Origin of the sequence: Streptomyces sannanensis (assembly GCF_039536205.1) — a bacterium.
Classification (GTDB): domain Bacteria; phylum Actinomycetota; class Actinomycetes; order Streptomycetales; family Streptomycetaceae; genus Streptomyces; species Streptomyces sannanensis.
On record NZ_BAAAYL010000001.1, the window covers coordinates 2,760,129 to 2,781,214 of the forward strand.

General features: G+C 67.1%; 15 protein-coding genes and 3 rRNA genes. 6 read left to right on the top strand and 12 right to left on the bottom strand.

All coding sequences use genetic code 11. From position 1 onward, the window contains the following. Positions 1-2 precede the first annotated feature (2 nt). The 4 genes from ABD858_RS12925 to ABD858_RS12940 are packed head-to-tail and all read left to right on the top strand — an operon-like array spanning position 3 to position 4,182. Complete coding sequence (locus ABD858_RS12925; protein ID WP_345036796.1) at positions 3-692, top strand: DUF4129 domain-containing protein; 690 nt, start codon at positions 3-5, stop codon at positions 690-692. Continuing rightward, positions 689-1,876 carry a DUF4350 domain-containing protein gene (locus ABD858_RS12930; RefSeq protein ID WP_345036798.1) on the top strand — a complete coding sequence of 396 codons (1,188 nt, stop codon included), beginning with the start codon at positions 689-691 and terminating at the stop codon, positions 1,874-1,876. The genes ABD858_RS12925 and ABD858_RS12930 overlap by 4 nt, the downstream gene beginning before the upstream one ends. After that, positions 1,873-2,862, top strand: a complete 990-nt coding sequence (locus ABD858_RS12935) for an AAA family ATPase (protein WP_345036800.1) — start codon at positions 1,873-1,875, stop codon at positions 2,860-2,862. The genes ABD858_RS12930 and ABD858_RS12935 overlap by 4 nt, the downstream gene beginning before the upstream one ends. Positions 2,863-2,871: 9 nt before the next feature. Beyond that, entirely contained in the window at positions 2,872-4,182 is a 1,311-nt protein-coding gene (locus tag ABD858_RS12940; protein ID WP_345036802.1) for a DUF58 domain-containing protein, read from the top strand. Between the two features lie 102 nt (positions 4,183-4,284). Here the strand turns inward: ABD858_RS12940 and rrf are convergent. From rrf to ABD858_RS12960, 4 genes are all read right to left on the bottom strand, one after another. Then, a 5S ribosomal RNA gene (gene rrf, locus ABD858_RS12945) occupies positions 4,285-4,401 on the bottom strand. A gap of 74 nt (positions 4,402-4,475) precedes the next feature. Then, a 23S ribosomal RNA gene (locus ABD858_RS12950) occupies positions 4,476-7,595 on the bottom strand. A 283-nt stretch (positions 7,596-7,878) separates the two neighbouring features. Beyond that, positions 7,879-9,404, bottom strand: a 16S ribosomal RNA gene (locus ABD858_RS12955). Together the 16S, 23S and 5S rRNA genes form the textbook arrangement of a ribosomal RNA operon. 559 nt (positions 9,405-9,963) lie before the next feature. Continuing rightward, complete coding sequence (locus ABD858_RS12960) at positions 9,964-10,971, bottom strand: stage II sporulation protein M (RefSeq protein ID WP_345036805.1); 1,008 nt, start codon at positions 10,969-10,971, stop codon at positions 9,964-9,966. 127 nt (positions 10,972-11,098) lie between these two features. Here ABD858_RS12960 and ABD858_RS12965 point away from each other — a divergent pair, with 127 nt between their 5' ends. After that, positions 11,099-12,067, top strand: a complete 969-nt coding sequence (locus ABD858_RS12965) for an RDD family protein (RefSeq protein ID WP_345036807.1) — start codon at positions 11,099-11,101, stop codon at positions 12,065-12,067. Between the two features lie 26 nt (positions 12,068-12,093). Here the strand turns inward: ABD858_RS12965 and ABD858_RS12970 are convergent, their stop codons facing one another. The 8 genes from ABD858_RS12970 to ABD858_RS13005 all read right to left on the bottom strand — a co-directional run bounded on the left by ABD858_RS12970 (position 12,094) and on the right by ABD858_RS13005 (position 20,357). Continuing rightward, a complete protein-coding gene (locus ABD858_RS12970) occupies positions 12,094-12,714 on the bottom strand; it encodes a hypothetical protein (protein WP_345036809.1) in 621 nt (206 codons plus the stop codon). A 101-nt stretch (positions 12,715-12,815) separates the two neighbouring features. After that, positions 12,816-14,273: an adenosylhomocysteinase gene (gene ahcY / locus ABD858_RS12975; RefSeq protein ID WP_345036812.1), complete on the bottom strand. Its 1,458-nt coding sequence runs from the start codon at positions 14,271-14,273 to the stop codon at positions 12,816-12,818. 303 nt (positions 14,274-14,576) lie between these two features. Continuing rightward, complete coding sequence (locus ABD858_RS12980; protein ID WP_345036814.1) at positions 14,577-15,551, bottom strand: cation diffusion facilitator family transporter; 975 nt, start codon at positions 15,549-15,551, stop codon at positions 14,577-14,579. A 66-nt stretch (positions 15,552-15,617) separates the two neighbouring features. Further along, the gene (gene manA / locus ABD858_RS12985) at positions 15,618-16,781 is read right to left on the bottom strand and encodes a mannose-6-phosphate isomerase, class I (RefSeq protein ID WP_345036816.1); all 1,164 of its coding nucleotides are present in this window, start codon (positions 16,779-16,781) and stop codon (positions 15,618-15,620) included. 93 nt (positions 16,782-16,874) lie between these two features. Beyond that, entirely contained in the window at positions 16,875-18,002 is a 1,128-nt protein-coding gene (locus tag ABD858_RS12990; protein WP_345036818.1) for an SIS domain-containing protein, read from the bottom strand. A 75-nt stretch (positions 18,003-18,077) separates the two neighbouring features. Further along, positions 18,078-18,260 (bottom strand): Trm112 family protein, encoded by a 183-nt coding sequence (locus tag ABD858_RS12995; RefSeq protein ID WP_345036821.1) that lies wholly within the window; start codon positions 18,258-18,260, stop codon positions 18,078-18,080. Between the two features lie 245 nt (positions 18,261-18,505). Continuing rightward, positions 18,506-19,873, bottom strand: a complete 1,368-nt coding sequence (locus tag ABD858_RS13000) for a phosphomannomutase/phosphoglucomutase (protein WP_345036824.1) — start codon at positions 19,871-19,873, stop codon at positions 18,506-18,508. A 58-nt stretch (positions 19,874-19,931) separates the two neighbouring features. Continuing rightward, a complete protein-coding gene (locus tag ABD858_RS13005) occupies positions 19,932-20,357 on the bottom strand; it encodes a DUF3499 domain-containing protein (protein ID WP_345036826.1) in 426 nt (141 codons plus the stop codon). Between the two features lie 252 nt (positions 20,358-20,609). On the opposite strand from ABD858_RS13005, the gene ABD858_RS13010 reads away from it, so the two are divergent. Next, a complete protein-coding gene (locus ABD858_RS13010; protein ID WP_345044483.1) occupies positions 20,610-21,065 on the top strand; it encodes a metallopeptidase family protein in 456 nt (151 codons plus the stop codon). Positions 21,066-21,086: the final 21 nt, after the last annotated feature.

The following is a 21,086-nucleotide window of genomic DNA, read 5'->3' on the forward strand; positions in this document are numbered from 1 at the left end:
CGGTGCCGACTGCGGGGGGCGAGGCGGTGGCGCGGCTGCTGATCCGCGCAAGTGACGATGCACCGGTGGACACGCCTCGCGTTCCCGCCCGCGAGGCGGCGGAACGCGAGCTGTCCAAGCCGATGTACCACGAGAATGATCCGAACCTCTTCGAGCGCGCACTGAACCGTTTCTGGGAATGGATCGGAGACCTGTTCGCCGCCGCCTCCGGGGCGGCCCCCGGCGGAGTGCTCGGGCTCGTGGTCATAGTCCTGGTGGTCGTCGGGCTGCTCCTCGCTCTCTGGTGGCGGCTCGGCACGCCCCGCCTCGCCCCCGGCTCCGCGGCGGTGCTCTTCGACGACAGGCCACGCAGCGCCGCGGAACATCGCACCGCCGCCGAGGCCCATGCAGCCGCCCAGCGCTGGAACGAAGCGGTCCAGGAGCGGATGCGCGCCGTCGTACGTTCTCTGGAGGAACGCGCACTGCTCGACCCGCGCCCCGGCCGCACCGCCGACGAAGCCGCCGCCGAGGCCTCCCGCACTCTGCCGGACCACTCCGAACGGCTGCGCGCGGCCGCCCGCGAGTTCGACGACGTCACATACGGCGGCCGCACGGCCGACCAGCAGGCATACCTGCGTCTGCGCGAACTGGACCTCGACATCGAGGACACCAGACCCGTCCTCAGCGGCGCGGGACGAGGAGCCACCGAATGACCGGGGTCACCGTCCACTCCACCTCTACGGCCCGCACCGCACGGCAGATATGGACACGTGCCCGCGGCGTTCTGCTCGCCCTCGCCCTCCTCCTCATCGGGGCTCTCGCTCTTGCCACCGTACGCTCCGGGGACCAGCACGGCCGTCTCGACCCCCGTGCTCCGGACCGCAACGGAAGCCGCGCCGTGGCGGAGCTGCTGAAGGACCACGGCGTGACCACACGCGTGGTCACCTCGCTCGACGCGGCCACCGCCGCCGCGGCCGATGCCGACACCACACTTCTCGTCGCCGCCCCCGATGTTCTGACCAAGCAACAGCAAGGAGCGCTCCGCTCCGCCATCGCCGACTCCGCCGGCCGCAACATCCTGGTGGCCGCCGGCCGGCCTTCGATCGGCACACTCGTTCCCGGCGTGAGCGCGCAGCCCTCGGTCAAGGTCTCCCCGCGCTCCCCCGGATGCTCCCTGCCCGCCGCCGTCCGCGCCGGCAAAGCACACACAGGCGGCGTGCGCTACCTCGCGGTACGCCCCGTCGCCGAGGGCTGCTACCAAGCCGACGGGCTCCCCACCCTTCTGGAGGTGGCCGGCCCGCGAGGCGGCGACACCGTCCTGCTGGGCGCGCCCGACATCCTCTACAACGACCGCCTCGACGAAGAGGGCAATGCCTCGCTCGCCCTTCAACTTCTCGGTTCCCGCCCGCATCTGGTCTGGTACCTCCCCTCGCTCGGTGATGCATCGGCCACCGACTCCGGCGACCGCAGCCTGGTCGACCTGATCCCGTCCGGCTGGCTTTGGGGAACGCTTCAACTCGCCATCGCCGCAGCGCTGGCCGCCGTCTGGCGTGCCCGCCGGCTCGGCCCTCCGGTGACCGAACTGCTTCCGGTCGTCGTCCGCGCCTCCGAGGCCACCGAAGGCCACGCCCGCCTCTATCGCAGGGCCAACGCCCGTGACCGTGCGGCATCGGTGCTGCGCTCGGCGAGCCGCACCCGGCTCGCCCCTCTCCTGGGCCTGCCGTCCGCTCAGGCCCACTCCCCCGAGGTCCTCGTCCCCGCCGTCTCCGCCCGGCTCTCCACCGCCGACCGGGATCTCCAGACTCTGCTCTTCGGCCCGGCTCCGGGCAACGACGCCGAGCTCATCCACCTGGCAGACCAACTCGACGCCCTCGAAAGAGAGGTACGCACTTCATGAGTGCCCAGCCCGTAGAGAACTCGTACAGCGAGAACTCGGACAGCGCACGCGCTTCTCTGGAGGCTCTGCGCACCGAGATCGCCAAGGCCGTGGTCGGCCAGGATCCCGCTGTCACCGGGCTCGTCGTCGCTCTGCTCTGCCGCGGCCATGTGCTCCTCGAAGGAGTCCCCGGCGTGGCCAAGACGCTGCTCGTGCGGGCCCTCGCCGCCTCGCTCGAACTCGACACCAAGCGTGTCCAGTTCACACCTGATCTGATGCCCAGCGATGTCACCGGGTCGCTAGTCTACGATGCCCGGACTGCCGAGTTCTCCTTCCAGCCGGGTCCGGTGTTCACCAACCTGCTCCTCGCCGACGAGATCAACCGCACACCGCCCAAGACCCAGTCCTCGCTCCTGGAGGCGATGGAGGAGCGCCAGGTCACTGTCGACGGCGTCCCGCGCCTGCTACCCGAGCCCTTCCTGGTCGCCGCTACACAGAACCCCGTCGAGTACGAAGGCACCTATCCACTGCCCGAGGCCCAACTGGACCGGTTCCTACTGAAGCTGACGGTGCCGCTGCCCTCCCGCGACGACGAGATCAACGTCCTCACCCGCCACGTCGAGGGCTTCAACCCGCGTGACCTGCACGCTGCCGGAGTACGCCCCGTCGCCGGACCCGCGGACCTCGAGGCGGCTCGCGCAGCAGTCGCCAAGACCGCGGTTTCGCCCGAGATCGCCGGCTATGTCGTCGATATCTGCCGTGCCACTCGTGAATCCCCCTCACTCACTCTCGGCGTCTCCCCGCGAGGCGCCACCGCCCTGCTCTCCACCGCGCGAGCCTGGGCCTGGCTCACCGGTCGGGACTACGTCATCCCGGACGATGTGAAGGCGCTGGCTCTCCCCACGCTCCGTCATCGCATCCAACTGCGGCCCGAAGCGGAGATGGAGGGCGTCACCCCCGACGCCGTCATCACCGCGATCCTCGCCCACGTCCCCGTTCCGCGCTGAGGCGACATCATGGCCCTCACCGGACGCACAGCCCTTCTCGCGGCCTTGGCCGCCATCCCGGTCGGTATCTTCGCGCCCAGTTGGTCGGGCATCCTCGCCATGAACGCCCCCCTCACAGTCGCAATCATGTGCGACTACGCTCTCGCCGCGCCAGTACGAAAGCTCAAGTTCACCCGAAGCGGTGACACATCGGTTCGACTAGGTGAAGCGGCAGAAATCCAACTCACCGTCACCAACCCGTCCCACCGTCGGCTTCGTGCACAGCTTCGGGACGCCTGGCCGCCCAGCAGCTGGCCGGCAGACGCGGAGCAGGGCGCATCGCGCCATGAGCTGACGATCCCGGCCGGGGAACGGCGCCGCGTCACCACCGTGTTGCGTCCCACCCGCCGAGGCGACCGCCGCTCCCAGCGCATCACCATACGGTCCTACGGCCCCCTGGGCCTCGCTGCCCGCCAGGGCAACCACGAGGTCCCCTGGACGGTGCGCGTCCTGCCTCCGTTCACCAGCCGCAAGCACCTCCCCTCCAGGTTGGCGAGGCTCCGTGAACTCGACGGCCGCACCAGCGTTCTGACGCGGGGTGAGGGAACCGAATTCGACAGCCTCCGCGACTACGTCCCGGGCGACGACACCCGCTCCATCGACTGGCGTGCCACAGCCCGTCAGACCACGGTGGCCGTCCGGACCTGGCGTCCGGAACGCGACCGGCACATCCTCGTCGTGCTCGACACCGGCCGCACATCGGCCGGCCGTGTGGGGGACGTTCCCCGACTCGACGCCGCCATGGACGCTGCTCTGCTCCTCGCGGCCCTCGCCTCACGCGCGGGCGATCGTGTCGATCTCCTGGCGTACGACCGTCGTGTCCGCGCCCAGGTACAGAGACGCTCGGCAGACGAGCTGCTGCCTGCCCTGGTCAATGCCATGGCTCCGGTCGAACCCGAACTGGTGGAGACCGATGCCCGCGGCCTCAGCGCCGCCGCCCTCCACAGCACCCCGCGCAGGTCGCTTATCGTGCTTCTGACGAGCCTGGACGCAGCCCCCATCGAGGAAGGGCTCCTTCCCCTCCTTCCTCGGCTCACGCAGCGCCACTCCGTGCTGGTGGCCGCCGTGGCTGACCCCCAGGTCGAACGGATGAAGGCCTCACGTGGTTCCGTGGAGGCCGTTTACGAGGCCGCCGCCGGGACTCAGGCCGAAGAACGGCGTCGGCGCACTGCGGAACAGCTGAAGCGTCACGGCGTCATGGTCGTCGATGCCACGCCGGACGAGCTGGCGCCCGCTCTCGCCGACGCGTATCTGGCGCTGAAGGCCGCCGGCCGCCTCTGATCCCAGTGATCGAAGAGGCGGCCGGAGGGCCTCTGCCGTGTATCCGGCCCTGAACGCAGAAAAGCCCCGGACCATAAGGTCCGGGGCTTCCCTGGAATAATTGTTCGGCGGCGTCCTACTCTCCCACAGGGTCCCCCCTGCAGTACCATCGGCGCTGAAAGGCTTAGCTTCCGGGTTCGGAATGTAACCGGGCGTTTCCCTAACGCTATGACCACCGAAACACTATGAAGTTGAACTCCAGCCGGCAAGGCGAGTTCGTTACTTCAGAACAAACACAGTGGACGCGAGCAACTGAGGACAAGCCCTCGGCCTATTAGTACCAGTCAGCTCCACCCGTTGCCGGGCTTCCACATCTGGCCTATCAACCCAGTCGTCTACTGGGAGCCTTACCCTCTCAAGGAGGTGGGAATACTCATCTTGAAGCAGGCTTCCCGCTTAGATGCTTTCAGCGGTTATCCCTCCCGAACGTAGCCAACCAGCCATGCCCTTGGCAGGACAACTGGCACACCAGAGGTTCGTCCGTCCCGGTCCTCTCGTACTAGGGACAGCCCTTCTCAATATTCCTACGCGCACAGCGGATAGGGACCGAACTGTCTCACGACGTTCTAAACCCAGCTCGCGTACCGCTTTAATGGGCGAACAGCCCAACCCTTGGGACCGACTCCAGCCCCAGGATGCGACGAGCCGACATCGAGGTGCCAAACCATCCCGTCGATATGGACTCTTGGGGAAGATCAGCCTGTTATCCCCGGGGTACCTTTTATCCGTTGAGCGACGGCGCTTCCACAAGCCACCGCCGGATCACTAGTCCCGACTTTCGTCCCTGCTCGACCCGTCGGTCTCACAGTCAAGCTCCCTTGTGCACTTACACTCAACACCTGATTGCCAACCAGGCTGAGGGAACCTTTGGGCGCCTCCGTTACTCTTTAGGAGGCAACCGCCCCAGTTAAACTACCCATCAGACACTGTCCCTGATCCGGATCACGGACCGAGGTTAGACATCCAGCACGACCAGAGTGGTATTTCAACGGCGACTCCACAACCACTGGCGTGGCTGCTTCAAAGTCTCCCACCTATCCTACACAAGCCGAACCGAACACCAATATCAAACTGTAGTAAAGGTCCCGGGGTCTTTCCGTCCTGCTGCGCGAAACGAGCATCTTTACTCGTAGTGCAATTTCACCGGGCCTATGGTTGAGACAGTCGAGAAGTCGTTACGCCATTCGTGCAGGTCGGAACTTACCCGACAAGGAATTTCGCTACCTTAGGATGGTTATAGTTACCACCGCCGTTTACTGGCGCTTAAGTTCTCAGCTTCGCCCACCCGAAGGTGAGCTAACCGGTCCCCTTAACGTTCCAGCACCGGGCAGGCGTCAGTCCGTATACATCGCCTTACGGCTTCGCACGGACCTGTGTTTTTAGTAAACAGTCGCTTCTCGCTGGTCTCTGCGGCCACCCCCAGCTCAGGAAGCAAGTTCCTTCACCAGGCGTGGCCCCCCTTCTCCCGAAGTTACGGGGGCATTTTGCCGAGTTCCTTAACCATAGTTCACCCGAACGCCTCGGTATTCTCTACCTGACCACCTGAGTCGGTTTAGGGTACGGGCCGCCATGAAACTCGCTAGAGGCTTTTCTCGACAGCATAGGATCATCCACTTCACCACAATCGGCTCGGCATCAGGTCTCAGCCTTGTATGTGTGACGGATTTGCCTACCACACGGCCTACACCCTTACCCCGGGACAACCACCGCCCGGGCTGGACTACCTTCCTGCGTCACCCCATCGCTCACCTACTACCAGTCTGGATCACCGGCTCCACCACTCCCACCTGCGTCAAAGACGAAGGCAGGCGGCTTCACGGGCTTAGCATCGCTGGGTTCAGCGCTGGCGCTTCAAAGCGGGTACCGGAATATCAACCGGTTGTCCATCGACTACGCCTGTCGGCCTCGCCTTAGGTCCCGACTTACCCTGGGCAGATCAGCTTGACCCAGGAACCCTTAGTCAATCGGCGCACACGTTTCTCACGTGTGTATCGCTACTCATGCCTGCATTCTCACTCGTGAACCGTCCACAACTCGCTTCCGCGGCTGCTTCACCCGGCACACGACGCTCCCCTACCCATCACAGCACCCGTTGGGGCTTATGCTGCAATGACACGACTTCGGCGGTACGCTTGAGCCCCGCTACATTGTCGGCGCGGAATCACTTGACCAGTGAGCTATTACGCACTCTTTCAAGGGTGGCTGCTTCTAAGCCAACCTCCTGGTTGTCTCTGCGACTCCACATCCTTTCCCACTTAGCGTACGCTTAGGGGCCTTAGTCGATGCTCTGGGCTGTTTCCCTCTCGACCATGGAGCTTATCCCCCACAGTCTCACTGCCGTGCTCTCACTTACCGGCATTCGGAGTTTGGCTAAGGTCAGTAACCCGGTAGGGCCCATCGCCTATCCAGTGCTCTACCTCCGGCAAGAAACACACGACGCTGCACCTAAATGCATTTCGGGGAGAACCAGCTATCACGGAGTTTGATTGGCCTTTCACCCCTAACCACAGGTCATCCCCCAGGTTTTCAACCCTGGTGGGTTCGGTCCTCCACGAAGTCTTACCTCCGCTTCAACCTGCCCATGGCTAGATCACTCCGCTTCGGGTCTAGAGCGTGCAACTCGATCGCCCTGTTCGGACTCGCTTTCGCTACGGCTTCCCCACACGGGTTAACCTCGCTACACACCGCTAACTCGCAGGCTCATTCTTCAAAAGGCACGCAGTCACGAGACGTACAAGTACGTCCGACGCTCCCACGGCTTGTAGGCACACGGTTTCAGGTACTATTTCACTCCGCTCCCGCGGTACTTTTCACCATTCCCTCACGGTACTATCCGCTATCGGTCACCAGGGAATATTTAGGCTTAACGGGTGGTCCCGCCAGATTCACACGGGATTTCTCGGGCCCCGTGCTACTTGGGTGGTTCTCAAGCGAGCCGTACAGATTTCAGCTACGGGGGTCTTACCCTCTACGCCGGACCTTTCGCATGTCCTTCGCCTATCCATACGGTTTCTGACTCGCCGACCGGTCGGCAGACCGGTCAAGAGAACTCCCACAACCCCGCATGCGCAACCCCTGCCGGGTCTCACACGCATACGGTTTGGCCTCATCCGGTTTCGCTCGCCACTACTCCCGGAATCACGGTTGTTTTCTCTTCCTGCGGGTACTGAGATGTTTCACTTCCCCGCGTTCCCTCCACACTGCCTATGTGTTCAGCAGCGGGTGACAGCCCATGACGACTGCCGGGTTTCCCCATTCGGACACCCCCGGATCAAAGCTCGGTTGACAGCTCCCCGGGGCCTATCGTGGCCTCCCACGTCCTTCATCGGTTCCTGGTGCCAAGGCATCCACCGTGCGCCCTTAAAAACTTGGCCACAGATGCTCGCGTCCACTGTGCAGTTCTCAAGCAACGACCAGCCACCCATCACCCCGCCAGCTGACTGACGAGTTCACTGGGGCCGGCGTCTGAAGGACGAGACAACGCTCGCTCCCTCAGGACCCAACAGCGTGCCCGACCCGGCTACTTGAATCAAGACTCACGTTCCACGCCGAAGCAGTACTGGTGACCTTCTCAAGAAGACCGTGCCGAGTAGTCAACGTTCCACCCATGAGCAACCGTGCGAGACATTTGCTCGCAGTCGGCTATGTGCTCCTTAGAAAGGAGGTGATCCAGCCGCACCTTCCGGTACGGCTACCTTGTTACGACTTCGTCCCAATCGCCAGTCCCACCTTCGACAGCTCCCTCCCACAAGGGGTTGGGCCACCGGCTTCGGGTGTTACCGACTTTCGTGACGTGACGGGCGGTGTGTACAAGGCCCGGGAACGTATTCACCGCAGCAATGCTGATCTGCGATTACTAGCGACTCCGACTTCATGGGGTCGAGTTGCAGACCCCAATCCGAACTGAGACCGGCTTTTTGAGATTCGCTCCACCTCGCGGTATCGCAGCTCATTGTACCGGCCATTGTAGCACGTGTGCAGCCCAAGACATAAGGGGCATGATGACTTGACGTCGTCCCCACCTTCCTCCGAGTTGACCCCGGCGGTCTCCTGTGAGTCCCCATCACCCCGAAGGGCATGCTGGCAACACAGGACAAGGGTTGCGCTCGTTGCGGGACTTAACCCAACATCTCACGACACGAGCTGACGACAGCCATGCACCACCTGTATACCGACCACAAGGGGGGCTCTGTCTCCAGAGCTTTCCGGTATATGTCAAGCCTTGGTAAGGTTCTTCGCGTTGCGTCGAATTAAGCCACATGCTCCGCCGCTTGTGCGGGCCCCCGTCAATTCCTTTGAGTTTTAGCCTTGCGGCCGTACTCCCCAGGCGGGGAACTTAATGCGTTAGCTGCGGCACGGACGACGTGGAATGTCGCCCACACCTAGTTCCCAACGTTTACGGCGTGGACTACCAGGGTATCTAATCCTGTTCGCTCCCCACGCTTTCGCTCCTCAGCGTCAGTATCGGCCCAGAGATCCGCCTTCGCCACCGGTGTTCCTCCTGATATCTGCGCATTTCACCGCTACACCAGGAATTCCGATCTCCCCTACCGAACTCTAGCCTGCCCGTATCGAATGCAGACCCGGAGTTAAGCCCCGGGCTTTCACATCCGACGTGACAGGCCGCCTACGAGCTCTTTACGCCCAATAATTCCGGACAACGCTTGCGCCCTACGTATTACCGCGGCTGCTGGCACGTAGTTAGCCGGCGCTTCTTCTGCAGGTACCGTCACTTTCGCTTCTTCCCTGCTGAAAGAGGTTTACAACCCGAAGGCCGTCATCCCTCACGCGGCGTCGCTGCATCAGGCTTTCGCCCATTGTGCAATATTCCCCACTGCTGCCTCCCGTAGGAGTCTGGGCCGTGTCTCAGTCCCAGTGTGGCCGGTCGCCCTCTCAGGCCGGCTACCCGTCGTCGCCTTGGTAGGCCATCACCCCACCAACAAGCTGATAGGCCGCGGGCTCATCCTTCACCGCCGGAGCTTTCCACCCGAGAAGATGCCTTCCCAGGTCGTATCCGGTATTAGACCCCGTTTCCAGGGCTTGTCCCAGAGTGAAGGGCAGATTGCCCACGTGTTACTCACCCGTTCGCCACTAATCCACCCCGAAGGGCTTCATCGTTCGACTTGCATGTGTTAAGCACGCCGCCAGCGTTCGTCCTGAGCCAGGATCAAACTCTCCGTGAATGCTTTCACGCAAGAGCGGAACAGTCGGAGGAATGATCCGACTGTTCACAGCGTCCTCGCTGTGTGTGCCTTCCTCAAGAGGAAGGACTTTTCAAAGGAACCTCATCTCCATGATGGAGACGGGGTATCAACATATCTGGCGTTGACTTTTGGCACGCTGTTGAGTTCTCAAGGAACGGACGCTTCCTTCGTACTCACCCTTTCGGGCTTTCCTCCGGGCGCTTCCCTTCGGTGTTTCCAACCTTACCAGATTCTTTTCCGCCCGTTTCCGTTCGGATTTCGTTTCCGGTTGGCCGCTGGAGTGGCCTTTTGCCTTTCGGCGCTGCCCGACTTTATCAGAAGCATTTCGGCCGAGCTAATCGGCTTCGTGATCCGGATAAGGATTCGGGGGAGCCCCCCCGGAAACTGCGTCTCCGGGACAAGCTCGGTAGATACTAGCCGCTGCATCCCGACATGTCTAGTCCGGCGCAACCGTTAAAATCTACCTCCCCACGCCAACCGTGTCAACGGTTCTTCGGGGCGAGGAGGAGACTAGCAGGTCAGACGGGGTATCCGCACATCAGGCAGCGATGGGGGGCGTCGCGCTGCGGTCCTCGGACTCCACGTCTCCCGTGTCACCGGCCCGTGCGGCCCGGCCCCCGAGGACATAGACATACGCAAGAAATGCCAGCTCAGCGGCTATCCCGATGGTGATACGCGCCCACGTCGGCAGTCCGGATGGGGTCACGAAGCCCTCGATCACGCCCGACACGAAGAGAACGAGGGCAAGGCCCATGGCCATGCCGAGGGCCGAGCGGCCTCGCTCGGCGAGAGCGGTGCGGCGGGTTTGCGGGCCCGGGTCGATGACGGTCCAGCCGAGGCGGAGGCCTGTACCGGCGGCGACGAAGACCGCGGTCAGTTCGAGCAGACCGTGGGGGATGACCAGGCCGAGGAAGGTATCGAGTCGGCCCGCCGAGGACATCAGTCCGATGCCCACGCCGAGGTTCACCATGTTCAGGAAGAGGATCCAGATCACCGGGATGCCCAGGAAGACGCCCAGGACCAGGCACATCGCCGCGGCCTGGGCGTTGTTCGTCCAGACCTGGGCGGCGAACGAAGCAGCGGGGTGGCTGGAGTAGTACGTCTCGTACTCACCGCCCGGACGTGTCATCTCACGCAGCTCGGCCGGGGCGGCAATGGCCGCCTGCACTTCCGGGTGGGTGCCTGTCCACCAGCCGATGAGAGCGGCCACGACAGTCGAGAGGAGTGCGGCGGGGATCCACCAGTGGCGCGACCGGTACACGGCCGCGGGGAAGCCGGCGGTAAGGAAGCGAGTGGCATCCCGCCATGAAGACCGGCGGGCACCGGTCACGGCGGAGCGGGCCCGGGCCACCAGTTGTGTAAGCCGGGCAGTGAGCATGGGGTCGGGGACGCTGGACTGGATGAGCGAGAGGTGCGTCGCGGTGCGCTGGTAGAGCGCGACGAGTTCGTCGGCCTCGGCTCCCGTCAGACGGCGGCCGCGCCGCAGAAGGTGGTCGAGGCGGTCCCACTCGGCGCGGTGGGCTGTCACGAAGACGTCGAGGTCCATGGTCGGCTGCTGCTCCAGGCACTGGGTCCGTACGGTCCGTACTACTGCGGTGCGCTGTCGGTCAGCTTGGCAGACTGAGAATTCGAGGGCTCGGGAAGGTCGTGGCGAAGGGTATGGGTGGGCGCCGATGAGCACGCTGGTGACGGGGGACGCGGTCGTACTGGGGCTGCGGCCGGCGAAACTGCCGAGTCGGGCACTCGCCCTGGTGATCGATCTGATCGTGGTGTGGACCGCGTACATCCTGATATTGGTCGGGCTGATCACCGCGACCGCTTCGCTGGACGGGGCCGCACTGGCGGCGATACAGGTGGCTTCGTTCCTGCTGGTGCTGGTGGGCGCGCCGATCGCTGTGGAGACCCTGACGCAGGGGCGTTCGCTGGGCAAGCTGGCCTGCGGCCTGCGGGTGGTGAGGGACGACGGGGGGCCGATCCGGTTCCGGCATGCCCTGGTGCGTGGGGCGGTCGGGGTGGTGGAGATCCTGATGTCGTTCGGGGTCATCGCTTGTATCGCGTCGCTCGCGTCGGCGCGGGGGCGGCGGATCGGTGACGTCTTCGCGGGGACGCTGGTCGTCCGGGAGCGGGTGACGGCCGGGCGGGCAGGAGCTGTGCCGCCTCCGCCGCCCTGGTTGATCGGGCGGTTCGGCGGGCTTGATCTGTCGGGGGTGCCGGACGGGCTGTGGCTCGCGGTACGGCAGTACCTGACCCGGATGGGGCAGCTCGACCCGGTTGTCGGCGCGGCCATGGCCGCGCGCCTGGCCGGGGACATGGCCGGACGGACGGGGGCGCCGGTGCCTCCGGGGGTGCCGCCGGGCGCCTATTTGGCTGCTGTGGTGCACGAGCGGCAGGCGCGCGATGCGCGTCGTGCGTTCGGCACGAACGCCGGTGCTGGTGCCGGTGTGGTTTTCGGTGCCGGTGCGCCGACGGCCGGCGGGACCGGGGCGCCGTCCGCGGGTGGGTTCGCCTCCATGGCACCCACCGTCGGCCCGGGTGCGGCGGATTCCGCCATGCCGCAGGGGGCTGTGCCCCCGGTGCGGGGCGAGGAGGCGGAGCAGATGCGGGCGGCAGCGCCGTCGACAGGGTTCGCGCCGCCCTCCTGACAAGGGACCGGGGTCGGCAACGGTGACTACTCGGTGGGGAAGACGGAGGGCGGGCTCTCCAGCTCTTCGAGCTCGATGCCGGGGGCGGACAGCACCACGTCCCCGGCGATGTGGACCGTGTGCTGCTCACCGGTGTCCAGGGCGCCGACCTGGTATTCGTCCACGACGAGCGCGCCGTTGTCAGTGGCGTGCGCTTCACTCTTCACCAGGGCCCAGGACTGGTCGAGGGTGCGGGAGGCGAGAACCGGGTCGGTGAAGGCGACGAGCCGGACCCGGGTCGCGGGAGAACCGGGGGCGAGGCGCAGGAGCCGTGCCGTGGCGATGAGAAACGCGGGCGACGTGCCGGTGAAGGCGTGGGCGCGGACATTGCCTTCCGTGGCATGAGTGCCGGTCGGGTCGGTGCGAACCCAGGTGACACCGTCAAGGGCGGCGCCGCGGACCTGCCAGCTCGCCGCGTGGAGTTCGAGACGGATGGGGCGGCCCAGTTCGTCGAGGGCCAGATCGACCGAACCGGCGTCGTCGCCGGAGGGGGTGGTGATCCGGGAGACATAGCGCCAGCCGGATGGGCCGGGGGCGCACTGGAAGTGTTCTTCGCCGAGGGGGGTGTGATCGTGCGGATCGTGGAGCGAATAACGGCCGCGGGGCATGGGGATCGGGTCCTTCACGGGGCAGGCCCCCGCCACACGGACGGGGGCCTGGTCCTGGTACCTGCTCTTGGGTGCGTTGCCGCGGCTGCGGCTCGGCGGGCTCAGTAGCGGTAGTGGTCGGGCTTGTACGGGCCCTCGACCTCGACGCCGATGTACGCGGCCTGCTCCGGACGCAGGGTCGTCAGCTTGACGCCGAGGGCTCCGAGGTGGAGGCGGGCGACCTTCTCGTCCAGGTGCTTGGGCAGCGTGTAGACGTCGGTCGGGTACTGCTCGGGCTTGGTGAACAGCTCGATCTGGGCCAGGGTCTGGTCCGCGAACGAGTTGGACATGACGAACGACGGGTGACCGGTGGCGTTGCCGAGGTTCAGCAGTCGGCCCTCGGAGAGGACGATGATCTTCTTGCCGTCGGGGAAGGTCCAGGTGTGGACCTGCGGCTTGACCTCGTCCTTGACGATGCCGGGGACCTTGGCGAGGCCCGCCATGTCGATCTCGTTGTCGAAGTGGCCGATGTTGCCGACGATCGCCTGGTGCTTCATCTTGGCCATGTCCGAGGCCATGATGATGTCCTTGTTGCCGGTCGTGGTGATGAAGATGTCGGCGATCTCGACGACGTCGTCGAGGGTGGTGACCTGGTAGCCGTCCATGGCCGCCTGGAGTGCGCAGATCGGATCGATCTCCGTCACGATGACGCGGGCGCCCTGGCCGCGCAGGGACTCCGCGCAGCCCTTGCCGACGTCGCCGTAGCCGCAGACGACCGCGACCTTGCCGCCGATCAGGACATCGGTGGCGCGGTTGATGCCATCGACCAGGGAGTGCCGGCAGCCGTACTTGTTGTCGAACTTCGACTTCGTCACGGCGTCGTTCACGTTGATCGCCGGGAAGAGGAGGGTGCCGTCGCGGTGCATCTCGTACAGACGGTGCACGCCGGTGGTGGTCTCCTCGGTGACACCGCGGATCTCGGACGCGAGGAGCGTCCACTTCTGCGGGTTCTCGGCGAGGGTGCGGTTCAGGAGGGTGAGGACGTGACCGTACTCCTCGCTGTCCGCGGTGGACGGGTCCGGGGCGGCGCCGGCCTTCTCGAACTCGACGCCCTTGTGGACCAGGAGGGTCGCGTCACCGCCGTCGTCCAGGATCATGTTCGGACCGCCGGTGGGCGAGTCCGGCCAGGTCAGCGCCTGCTCGGTGCACCACCAGTACTCCTCCAGCGTCTCGCCCTTCCAGGCGAAGACCGGGACGCCCTGGGGGTTGTCCGGGGTGCCGTTCGGGCCGACCGCGATGGCGGCGGCGGCGTGGTCCTGGGTGGAGAAGATGTTGCAGGACGCCCAGCGCACCTGCGCGCCGAGTGCCACCAGGGTCTCGATGAGGACGGCCGTCTGGACCGTCATGTGCAGGGAGCCGGTGATGCGGGCGCCGACCAGCGGCTGCTTCTCCGCGTACTCCTTGCGGATCGCCATCAGGCCGGGCATCTCGTGCTCGGCGAGGGTGATCTCCTTGCGGCCGAAGTCGGCGAGCGACAGGTCGGCGACCTTGAAGTCCTGTCGGTTGGCGACAGACGTCATAGTGAGCTGCTCCTCGTGGGGTTTGTCGGGGTGGGTGGGGCCGGCCGGCTCCGCGGCAACGGACATACGGATGCCCGGGTGCACGCGGCGCAGTCCGTCGGAGGCCCTCTCTCCCTCGGCCGGTCCGCGAGCGGACCGCCCGACCGCCATCAGCAGCGACGTCTGGCTCGGTTCACGAATCTACACCGATCGGCGCAGCGGCCACAGCCCGCTCGGCCGGGTGCCGGCTTCGCGTACCGGCGGAGCATGCGCGGGCGGGCGGCTCCGATGCCGGTGCCGCCCGCCGTGTGGGTACGCGTGTCGTCAGTGGGTGGTCGGCGTCGGGCCGCCCGGGGTGGCCAGCGGGTCGGGGCCCGCGGCCGCCTCCGCCTCGCTGTAGATGTCCGGCTCCAGGTAGATCGCCCGGGCGATCGGCACAGCGGCACGGATACGGTCCTCGGCCGCGTTGATCGCCGTGGCGACCTCGGCGGCGGTGATCTCGTGCCGTACCGCGATCTTGGCGGCGACCAGCAGTTCCTCCGGCCCGAGGTGGAGCGTACGCATGTGGATGACGCGGGTGACGGTGTCGCCGTCCACCATCGCCGCCCTGATCTTCTCGACCTCTTCGAGGCCCGCGGACTCACCGAGCAGCAGCGACTTGGTCTCGGCGGCGAGCACGAGGGCGATCAGGACGAGCAGCACACCGATGCAGACGGTGCCGACGCCGTCCCAGACGCCGTTGCCGGTGGCCAGCGCCAGGCCGACACCGAGAAGCGCCAGGGCCAGACCGATCAGCGCGCCGAAGTCCTCCAGCAGCACGACCGGCAGCTCCGGTGCCTTGGCCCGCCGGATGAACTCCTTCCAGGACTGCTTGCCGCGCAGGTGGTTGGACTCCTTTATGGCGGTACGGAAGGAGAAGCCCTCGGCGACGATCGCGAAAACGAGGACGCCGACCGGCCAGTACCAGTGCTCGATCGCGTGCGGGTGCTTGATCTTCTCGTAGCCCTCGTAGATGGCGAACATGCCGCCGACCGAGAACAGGACGATCGAGACGAGGAAGGCGTAGATGTAACGCTCGCGTCCGTAACCGAAGGGGTGCTCGGGTGTGGCCACGCGCTGGGCCTTCTTGCCGCCGAGCAGCAGCAGTCCCTGGTTGCCGGAGTCGGCGACCGAGTGCACGGCCTCCGCGAGCATCGAGGACGAGCCGCTGAAGACGAAGGCCACGAACTTCGATGCCGCGATCGCCAGGTTCGCGGCGAGCGCCGCAACGATCGCCTTGGTTCCGCCTGCCGCGCTCATGGGTGTACGTGTTCCCTTCGTTGCTGCCGTGGCTCTGGTGCCGCCGTTCGGGGGCACATTGTCGCATCAGGCCACAACAGTGGCGCGGAACACCGTTCCGCCGCCCGACAGGACGGCCTTCTCGCCCGCGGGGACGAAGACCGACTGCCCGGGTGTGAGGTCGAGTGTCCCCACTGTCGCCGTTCCGGCCGTACAGAGAAGGATCTGCGGGGTGCCGGCGGTGATGTCGTGCGGTGCGCTGCCCGGCGCCAGGAAGTAGCGCGAGAGACGGAAGTCGTCGACCGGGGTCTCGTAGACCTCCTCGCCGGACGAGGAGACCTCGGGTCGCAGAATCGCCGGCTCCATCGGCTCGAGGCGGACGATCCGCAGCAGCTCGGCGACGTCCACGTGCTTGGGGGTGAGCCCGCAGCGCAGCACATTGTCCGAGTTCGCCAGGATCTCGACGCCGAGGCCCTGGAGATACGCGTGCGGGACACCGGCACCGAGATAGAGGGCCTCGCCCGGCTGCAGCTTCACGTAATTGAGCAGCATCGCGGCGATGACGCCCGGGTCGCCCGGAAAATGATGGGCGATCGAGGCGTACGGGGCGTAGGCGCCGCCGAGGCGCTCCGCGGCGGCGGCGGTCTCCGCGACGGTGACGGCCACCTCCTCACGGTCCGCCGTCAGCACGGCCGTGAGGATCTCGCGCAGCGCGGCCTCCCGTGGGTGGGCGTGCAGGAGATCGACGTACGGCTTGAGGGAATCGACGTCCAGAGCGGCCAGCAGCTCGGCCGTCGCGTCCGGGTCACGGAATCCGCACAGCCCCTCGAAGGGCGTGAGCGCGCAGATCAGCTCGGGCTTGTGATGGGGGTCCTTGTAGTTGCGGTGCGGAGCGTCGATCGGGATGCCCTGGCGCTCCTCGCGCTCATAGCCCTCCTTCGCCTGGGCGAGATCCGGGTGCACCTGGAGGGAGAGCGGCGTGCCCGCCGCGAGCAGTTTGAACAGAAAGGGCAGGCCCGTACCGAACTTGGCGACCGTGGCGGCTCCCATCTCGCGCTCCGGGTCCGCAGCGATGACCTCGGGCAGTGATCTCTCGCCCTCGCCCCGGTCGATCCTTGACGGTGCCCCGCCGTTGGCGCCCATCCACATCTCGGCCTGTGGCTCTCCCGTGGAGGCGATGCCCAGCAGCTCAGGGATGAAGGTCGTGGAGCCCCAGGCATAGGGGCGCACGGTATTGAAGAGTCGGTCCATGATGGCTCTTCAGTCCCTTCTGCCGACGTCTCTGCGGGGAGTCGCGGTACGAGTCGCAGTGCGAAGTCGCTGTGCGGAGGTCTCCGGAAATCTCTATGCGGAGGAGGTGAGGGCGAGGTAGATGGTGGCGAAGTCCGTGACGGCGACCAGCTCGGCCAGCGTTTCGAGGTCGCTGCCCCCTTCCGGTTCCAGCTCGCTGACGGCCGTGTCGTGGCCGAGCGCGAGCTCCCGGGCCGCGGGCGCGGCGGACAGGGTCCCGGCAGGCCGGTCCCGGAGGAGTACCACCCGGGCGTGCAGCGGGGGCTGGTCCTCGACCCGGTCCCGGAAGAAGTCCTCCGGGTCGGCGCCGGCGGCGAGTGAACCGGCCAGCAGGATGCTGTGGGCCGGCAGCGCCTCGGGCAGCTCGGCGGCAAGGGCAGGGCGGCCGGCCAGTTCGGCCAGTACGGCGGCGAAGCGGCGCCCGGCGGGGGCCGCGCCGGTGCCCTCCGTCCAGATGAGCGGGAGGGAGTCAGCGAGCTCGGCGGCCAGCGTCTTGGCCGGGTTGCTGTACGTCGCGATGGCCGGGCCGCAGCGCTCGGCGGTGAGGTCCAGGCGGTCGGCGACCTGCTGGAGGGTGTCCGAAGGTGCGGAGATCAGACCGACCCGGTCCAGCAGCATCAGAAGCGGTGTGAACAGGGCCCACAGCGCGTTCGAGCTCGCTGCCGGCGTGTCCTCGTACAGCCCGTGCGGCGCGGTCGCCATCGGGACGACCAGACCGTGGCCGGCCGCGACCGCCTCGCTCAGCGGGGAGCGGTGCGGCGACACCGCGACGACCGTGCAGCCGCGGCGATACGCCTGCTCGGCGAGCAGCGCAAGGCCGGGCTCCGTACCGTCCGTGGTGGCGATGAGCAGCAGGTCGACGCTGCCTGCCCAGCCGGGCAGCGTCCAGCGCAGGGCTCCTGCGGCGGGGGCCACGCCCGTCGGGTTCAGCCTGGTCACCGGGCACGAGGCCCCGGCCAGGGCGGAGAGCAGGTCCGCGGCGCCGCTCGCGGCGGTCCCGGGGCCCGCGATGAGTACGGCACGCGGGCGGCCGTCCGGCTTCAGTTCCACGATGCCGGCCTCCGCCGCGTGCCGGGCGGCGGTACGGACACGTGCCCCGGCCTCGGCCGCGCCGCGCAGCAGTCCACGGCGGTCGGCGCGGGCCAGGGCGTCCGGGGCGTCGAGCAATGACTCGTCGAGCATGGGGCGGCCTCCGATCGCGGTGTGGTGCGCTTTCTTGTGCCGGGTTGTGGTTGTGGGTTGTGCCGTGCCTGTCGGTTACGCCGGGCGGCGGGCCTCGTCGACGAGGAGGACAGGGATGCCGTCGCGCACGGGGTACGCCAGGCCGCAGTCCGTGCCGGTGCAGATCAGCTCGGGCGTGTCGGCTGCCGACCGGTCGTCCAGCGGGGCGTGGCAGGCGGGACAGGCAAGGATCTCCAGGAGGCCGGCTTCGAGCGGCATGGGCGTTCCCTTCGGCGGGTCGATCAGGTGGTCTGGGCCACGTCAGCCTACCGCCGGGGCGGCACATGCGCGGCCCCGACGCGGGAGGGGGCCGCGGCGCGCGGCCGTGGCCGCGGGGCAGGCTCCCGGCCCGCCCGGGAAGGGTGGGCCGGGAGCCTGCCCCCGCTCGGAGGCCGGGGGCGGGGGCCGGGATGTCCGTCTCGGACGCCGGACAGGCTGCGGCCCTGCTGTCCGCCGTTGTCCTGTCAGGGCGTGCGGATGAGGGAGAGGGCCCTGTCCCGGATCTTTGCCATCGTCGCCTCGTCCTCCGCCTCGACGTTGAGGCGGAGAAGAGGCTCGGTGTTGGAGGGGCGGACGTTGAACCACCAGGTGGCGGTGGAGATCGTCAGGCCGTCGAGCTCGTCGACCGTCACGCCCTCCTCCCCGGAGAACGCCTCGCGGAGTGCGGCGATGCGCCCCGCCTGGTCGGCGACCGTGGAGTTGATCTCGCCGGAGCCCGTGTAGCGGTCGTAGGCGCTGACGAGGCCGGAGAGCGGGCCGGGCTGGGTACCGAGGGCGGCCAGGACATGAAGGGCGGCCAGCATGCCCGTATCGGCGTTCCAGAAGTCGCGGAAGTAGTAGTGCGCGGAGTGCTCGCCGCCGAAGATGGCGCCGGTGCGGGCCATCTCCTCCTTGATGAAGGAGTGGCCGACCCGGGTGCGGACGGGCTTGCCGCCGTGTTCGGTGACGACCTCCGGGACCGAGCGGGAGGTGATCAGGTTGTGGATCACCGTGCTGCCGGGGTGCTTGGCCAGCTCGCGGGCGGCGACCAGGGCCGTGATCGCGGAGGGGGAGACGGGTTCGCCGCGCTCGTCGACGACGAAGCAGCGATCGGCGTCGCCGTCGAAGGCGAGGCCGATGTCGGCGCCGGTCTCACGGACCTTCGCCTGGAGGTCGATGATGTTCTTCGGGTCGAGGGGGTTGGCCTCGTGGTTGGGGAACGTGCCGTCGAGTTCGAAGTACATCGGGATCAGCTCGATCGGCAGACCCTCGAACACGGTGGGAACGGTGTGTCCGCCCATGCCGTTGCCCGCGTCGACGACGGCCTTCAGCGGGCGGATCGTGGAGAGGTCCACGAGGGACAGCAGGTGGGCGGCGTAGTCGGCGAGGACGTCCCGCCGGGTGAGGGTGCCGGGCCGGTCCGCCGGGGCGGGGGCGCCCTCGGACGACCACTGTTCGACCAGGGTGCGGATCTCCGCGAGGCCGGTGTCCTGGCCGACGGGCGCCGCGCCCGCTCGGCACATCTTGATGCCGTTGTACTGGGCGGGGTTGTGCGAGGCGGTGAACATCGCGCCGGGCAGGCCCAGCGAACCGGAGGCGAAGTACAACTGGTCCGTGGAGCAGAGGCCGATCTCGGTCACGTCGGCGCCGCGGCCGGCCGCGCCCCGGGCGAAGGCTCCGGAGAGGCCCGGCGACGAGGGACGCATGTCATGGCCGACGACGATCGCCGACGCATTGGTCACCTGCACGAACGCGGCTCCGAAGAGCTCGGCGAGGGGCTCGTCCCACTGATCCGGAACCACCCCGCGCACGTCGTACGCCTTTACGATCTGCGACAGATCGGCAGCAGCCACGGCCACCCCTCCCAGGATTTTCTCTGCGGTCGCCCCCAAAACTACCCGGAAGGGATTCTCAGGAGTCGGGAGATCGCAGCACCCGGAGATGGCCGCGTCGCGCCACCTCCATCGGATCGGCGGTACGCGGGCTGCTCGCGCCGCCCTCGGTGGTCCGGTCGTGCGGCCTGGCCGCTTCCCGGACGGCGTTGGCGAGCGCCTCGAGGTCGTCACCGCTCGGCCGGGTCGGGCCCGAGCCGTCGGAGAGCCGGACGACCTCCCAGCCGCGTGGCGCGGTCAGCCGCTCGCTGTGCTCCGCGCACAGGTCGTAGCAGTGGGGCTCGGCATAGGTGGCGAGCGGTCCGAGGACCGCGGTCGAGTCCGCATAGACGTACGTCAGGGTCGCGACGGCGGGACGTCCGCATGCGGTGCGCGAACAGCGACGTACAAGGCTCACGACGTTGGACGGTACCGCACTCTTGAGCGGGCCGCGACGAATCTCCACCACCTCACTCCACCGTGTCGCGGTGTGACGTCGAACACAGCACCCTTCAGAGGGGCCTCGCTGACCTGCGGAGAAGCGCCCGGACACGGGCCAGGACGACAGTGAATGCGGTCACCATTTGCGCAACTTTCCGACAATCCACAGGAAATCCATGGTCTCGGATAGGCCGGTAATCGGGCCCAAGAGTGACCGAAATGCTCACACAGCGACATGCCGAACGGAGCCCTCCACCGGGGCTACCCTGCGTGAGTGATGGACAGTCCCGTACCTCCTCCTCCCGCCGAGCCCCGGCCGCGCCGCCGCGACCGTCACGGCCGCGGGATGCGTGGCCCCGTCGCCCCGCCCCAGGTTCCACTGGCGGCCAGCAGGGCGGAAACGTTCCGCGATCTCGTGCAGGACTCCGTGGAGCGGCTGGAGCGGCGTTGGCCGCAGCTCGCGGACGTCGAATTCCTGGTGCTGGACGTGCCGCTGATGCTCGAGGGCGACGATCCGGGCTCATGGAGCGACGAGGCAGTGCCGCTCGGCCGCGCCGTGCCCGCCGGCAAGGAGCAGCCCGCACGGATCTTCGTCTACCGGCGCCCGGTGGAAATCCGCACCAAGAGCCGGGACGAACGCGCGCTGCTCGTGCACGAGGTCGTGGTGGAGCAGGTCGCGGACCTGCTCGGGCTCGCGCCGGAGTCGGTCGACCCGCGGTACGGGCAGGACTGACGCCGGATCGGCCCTGCGGTC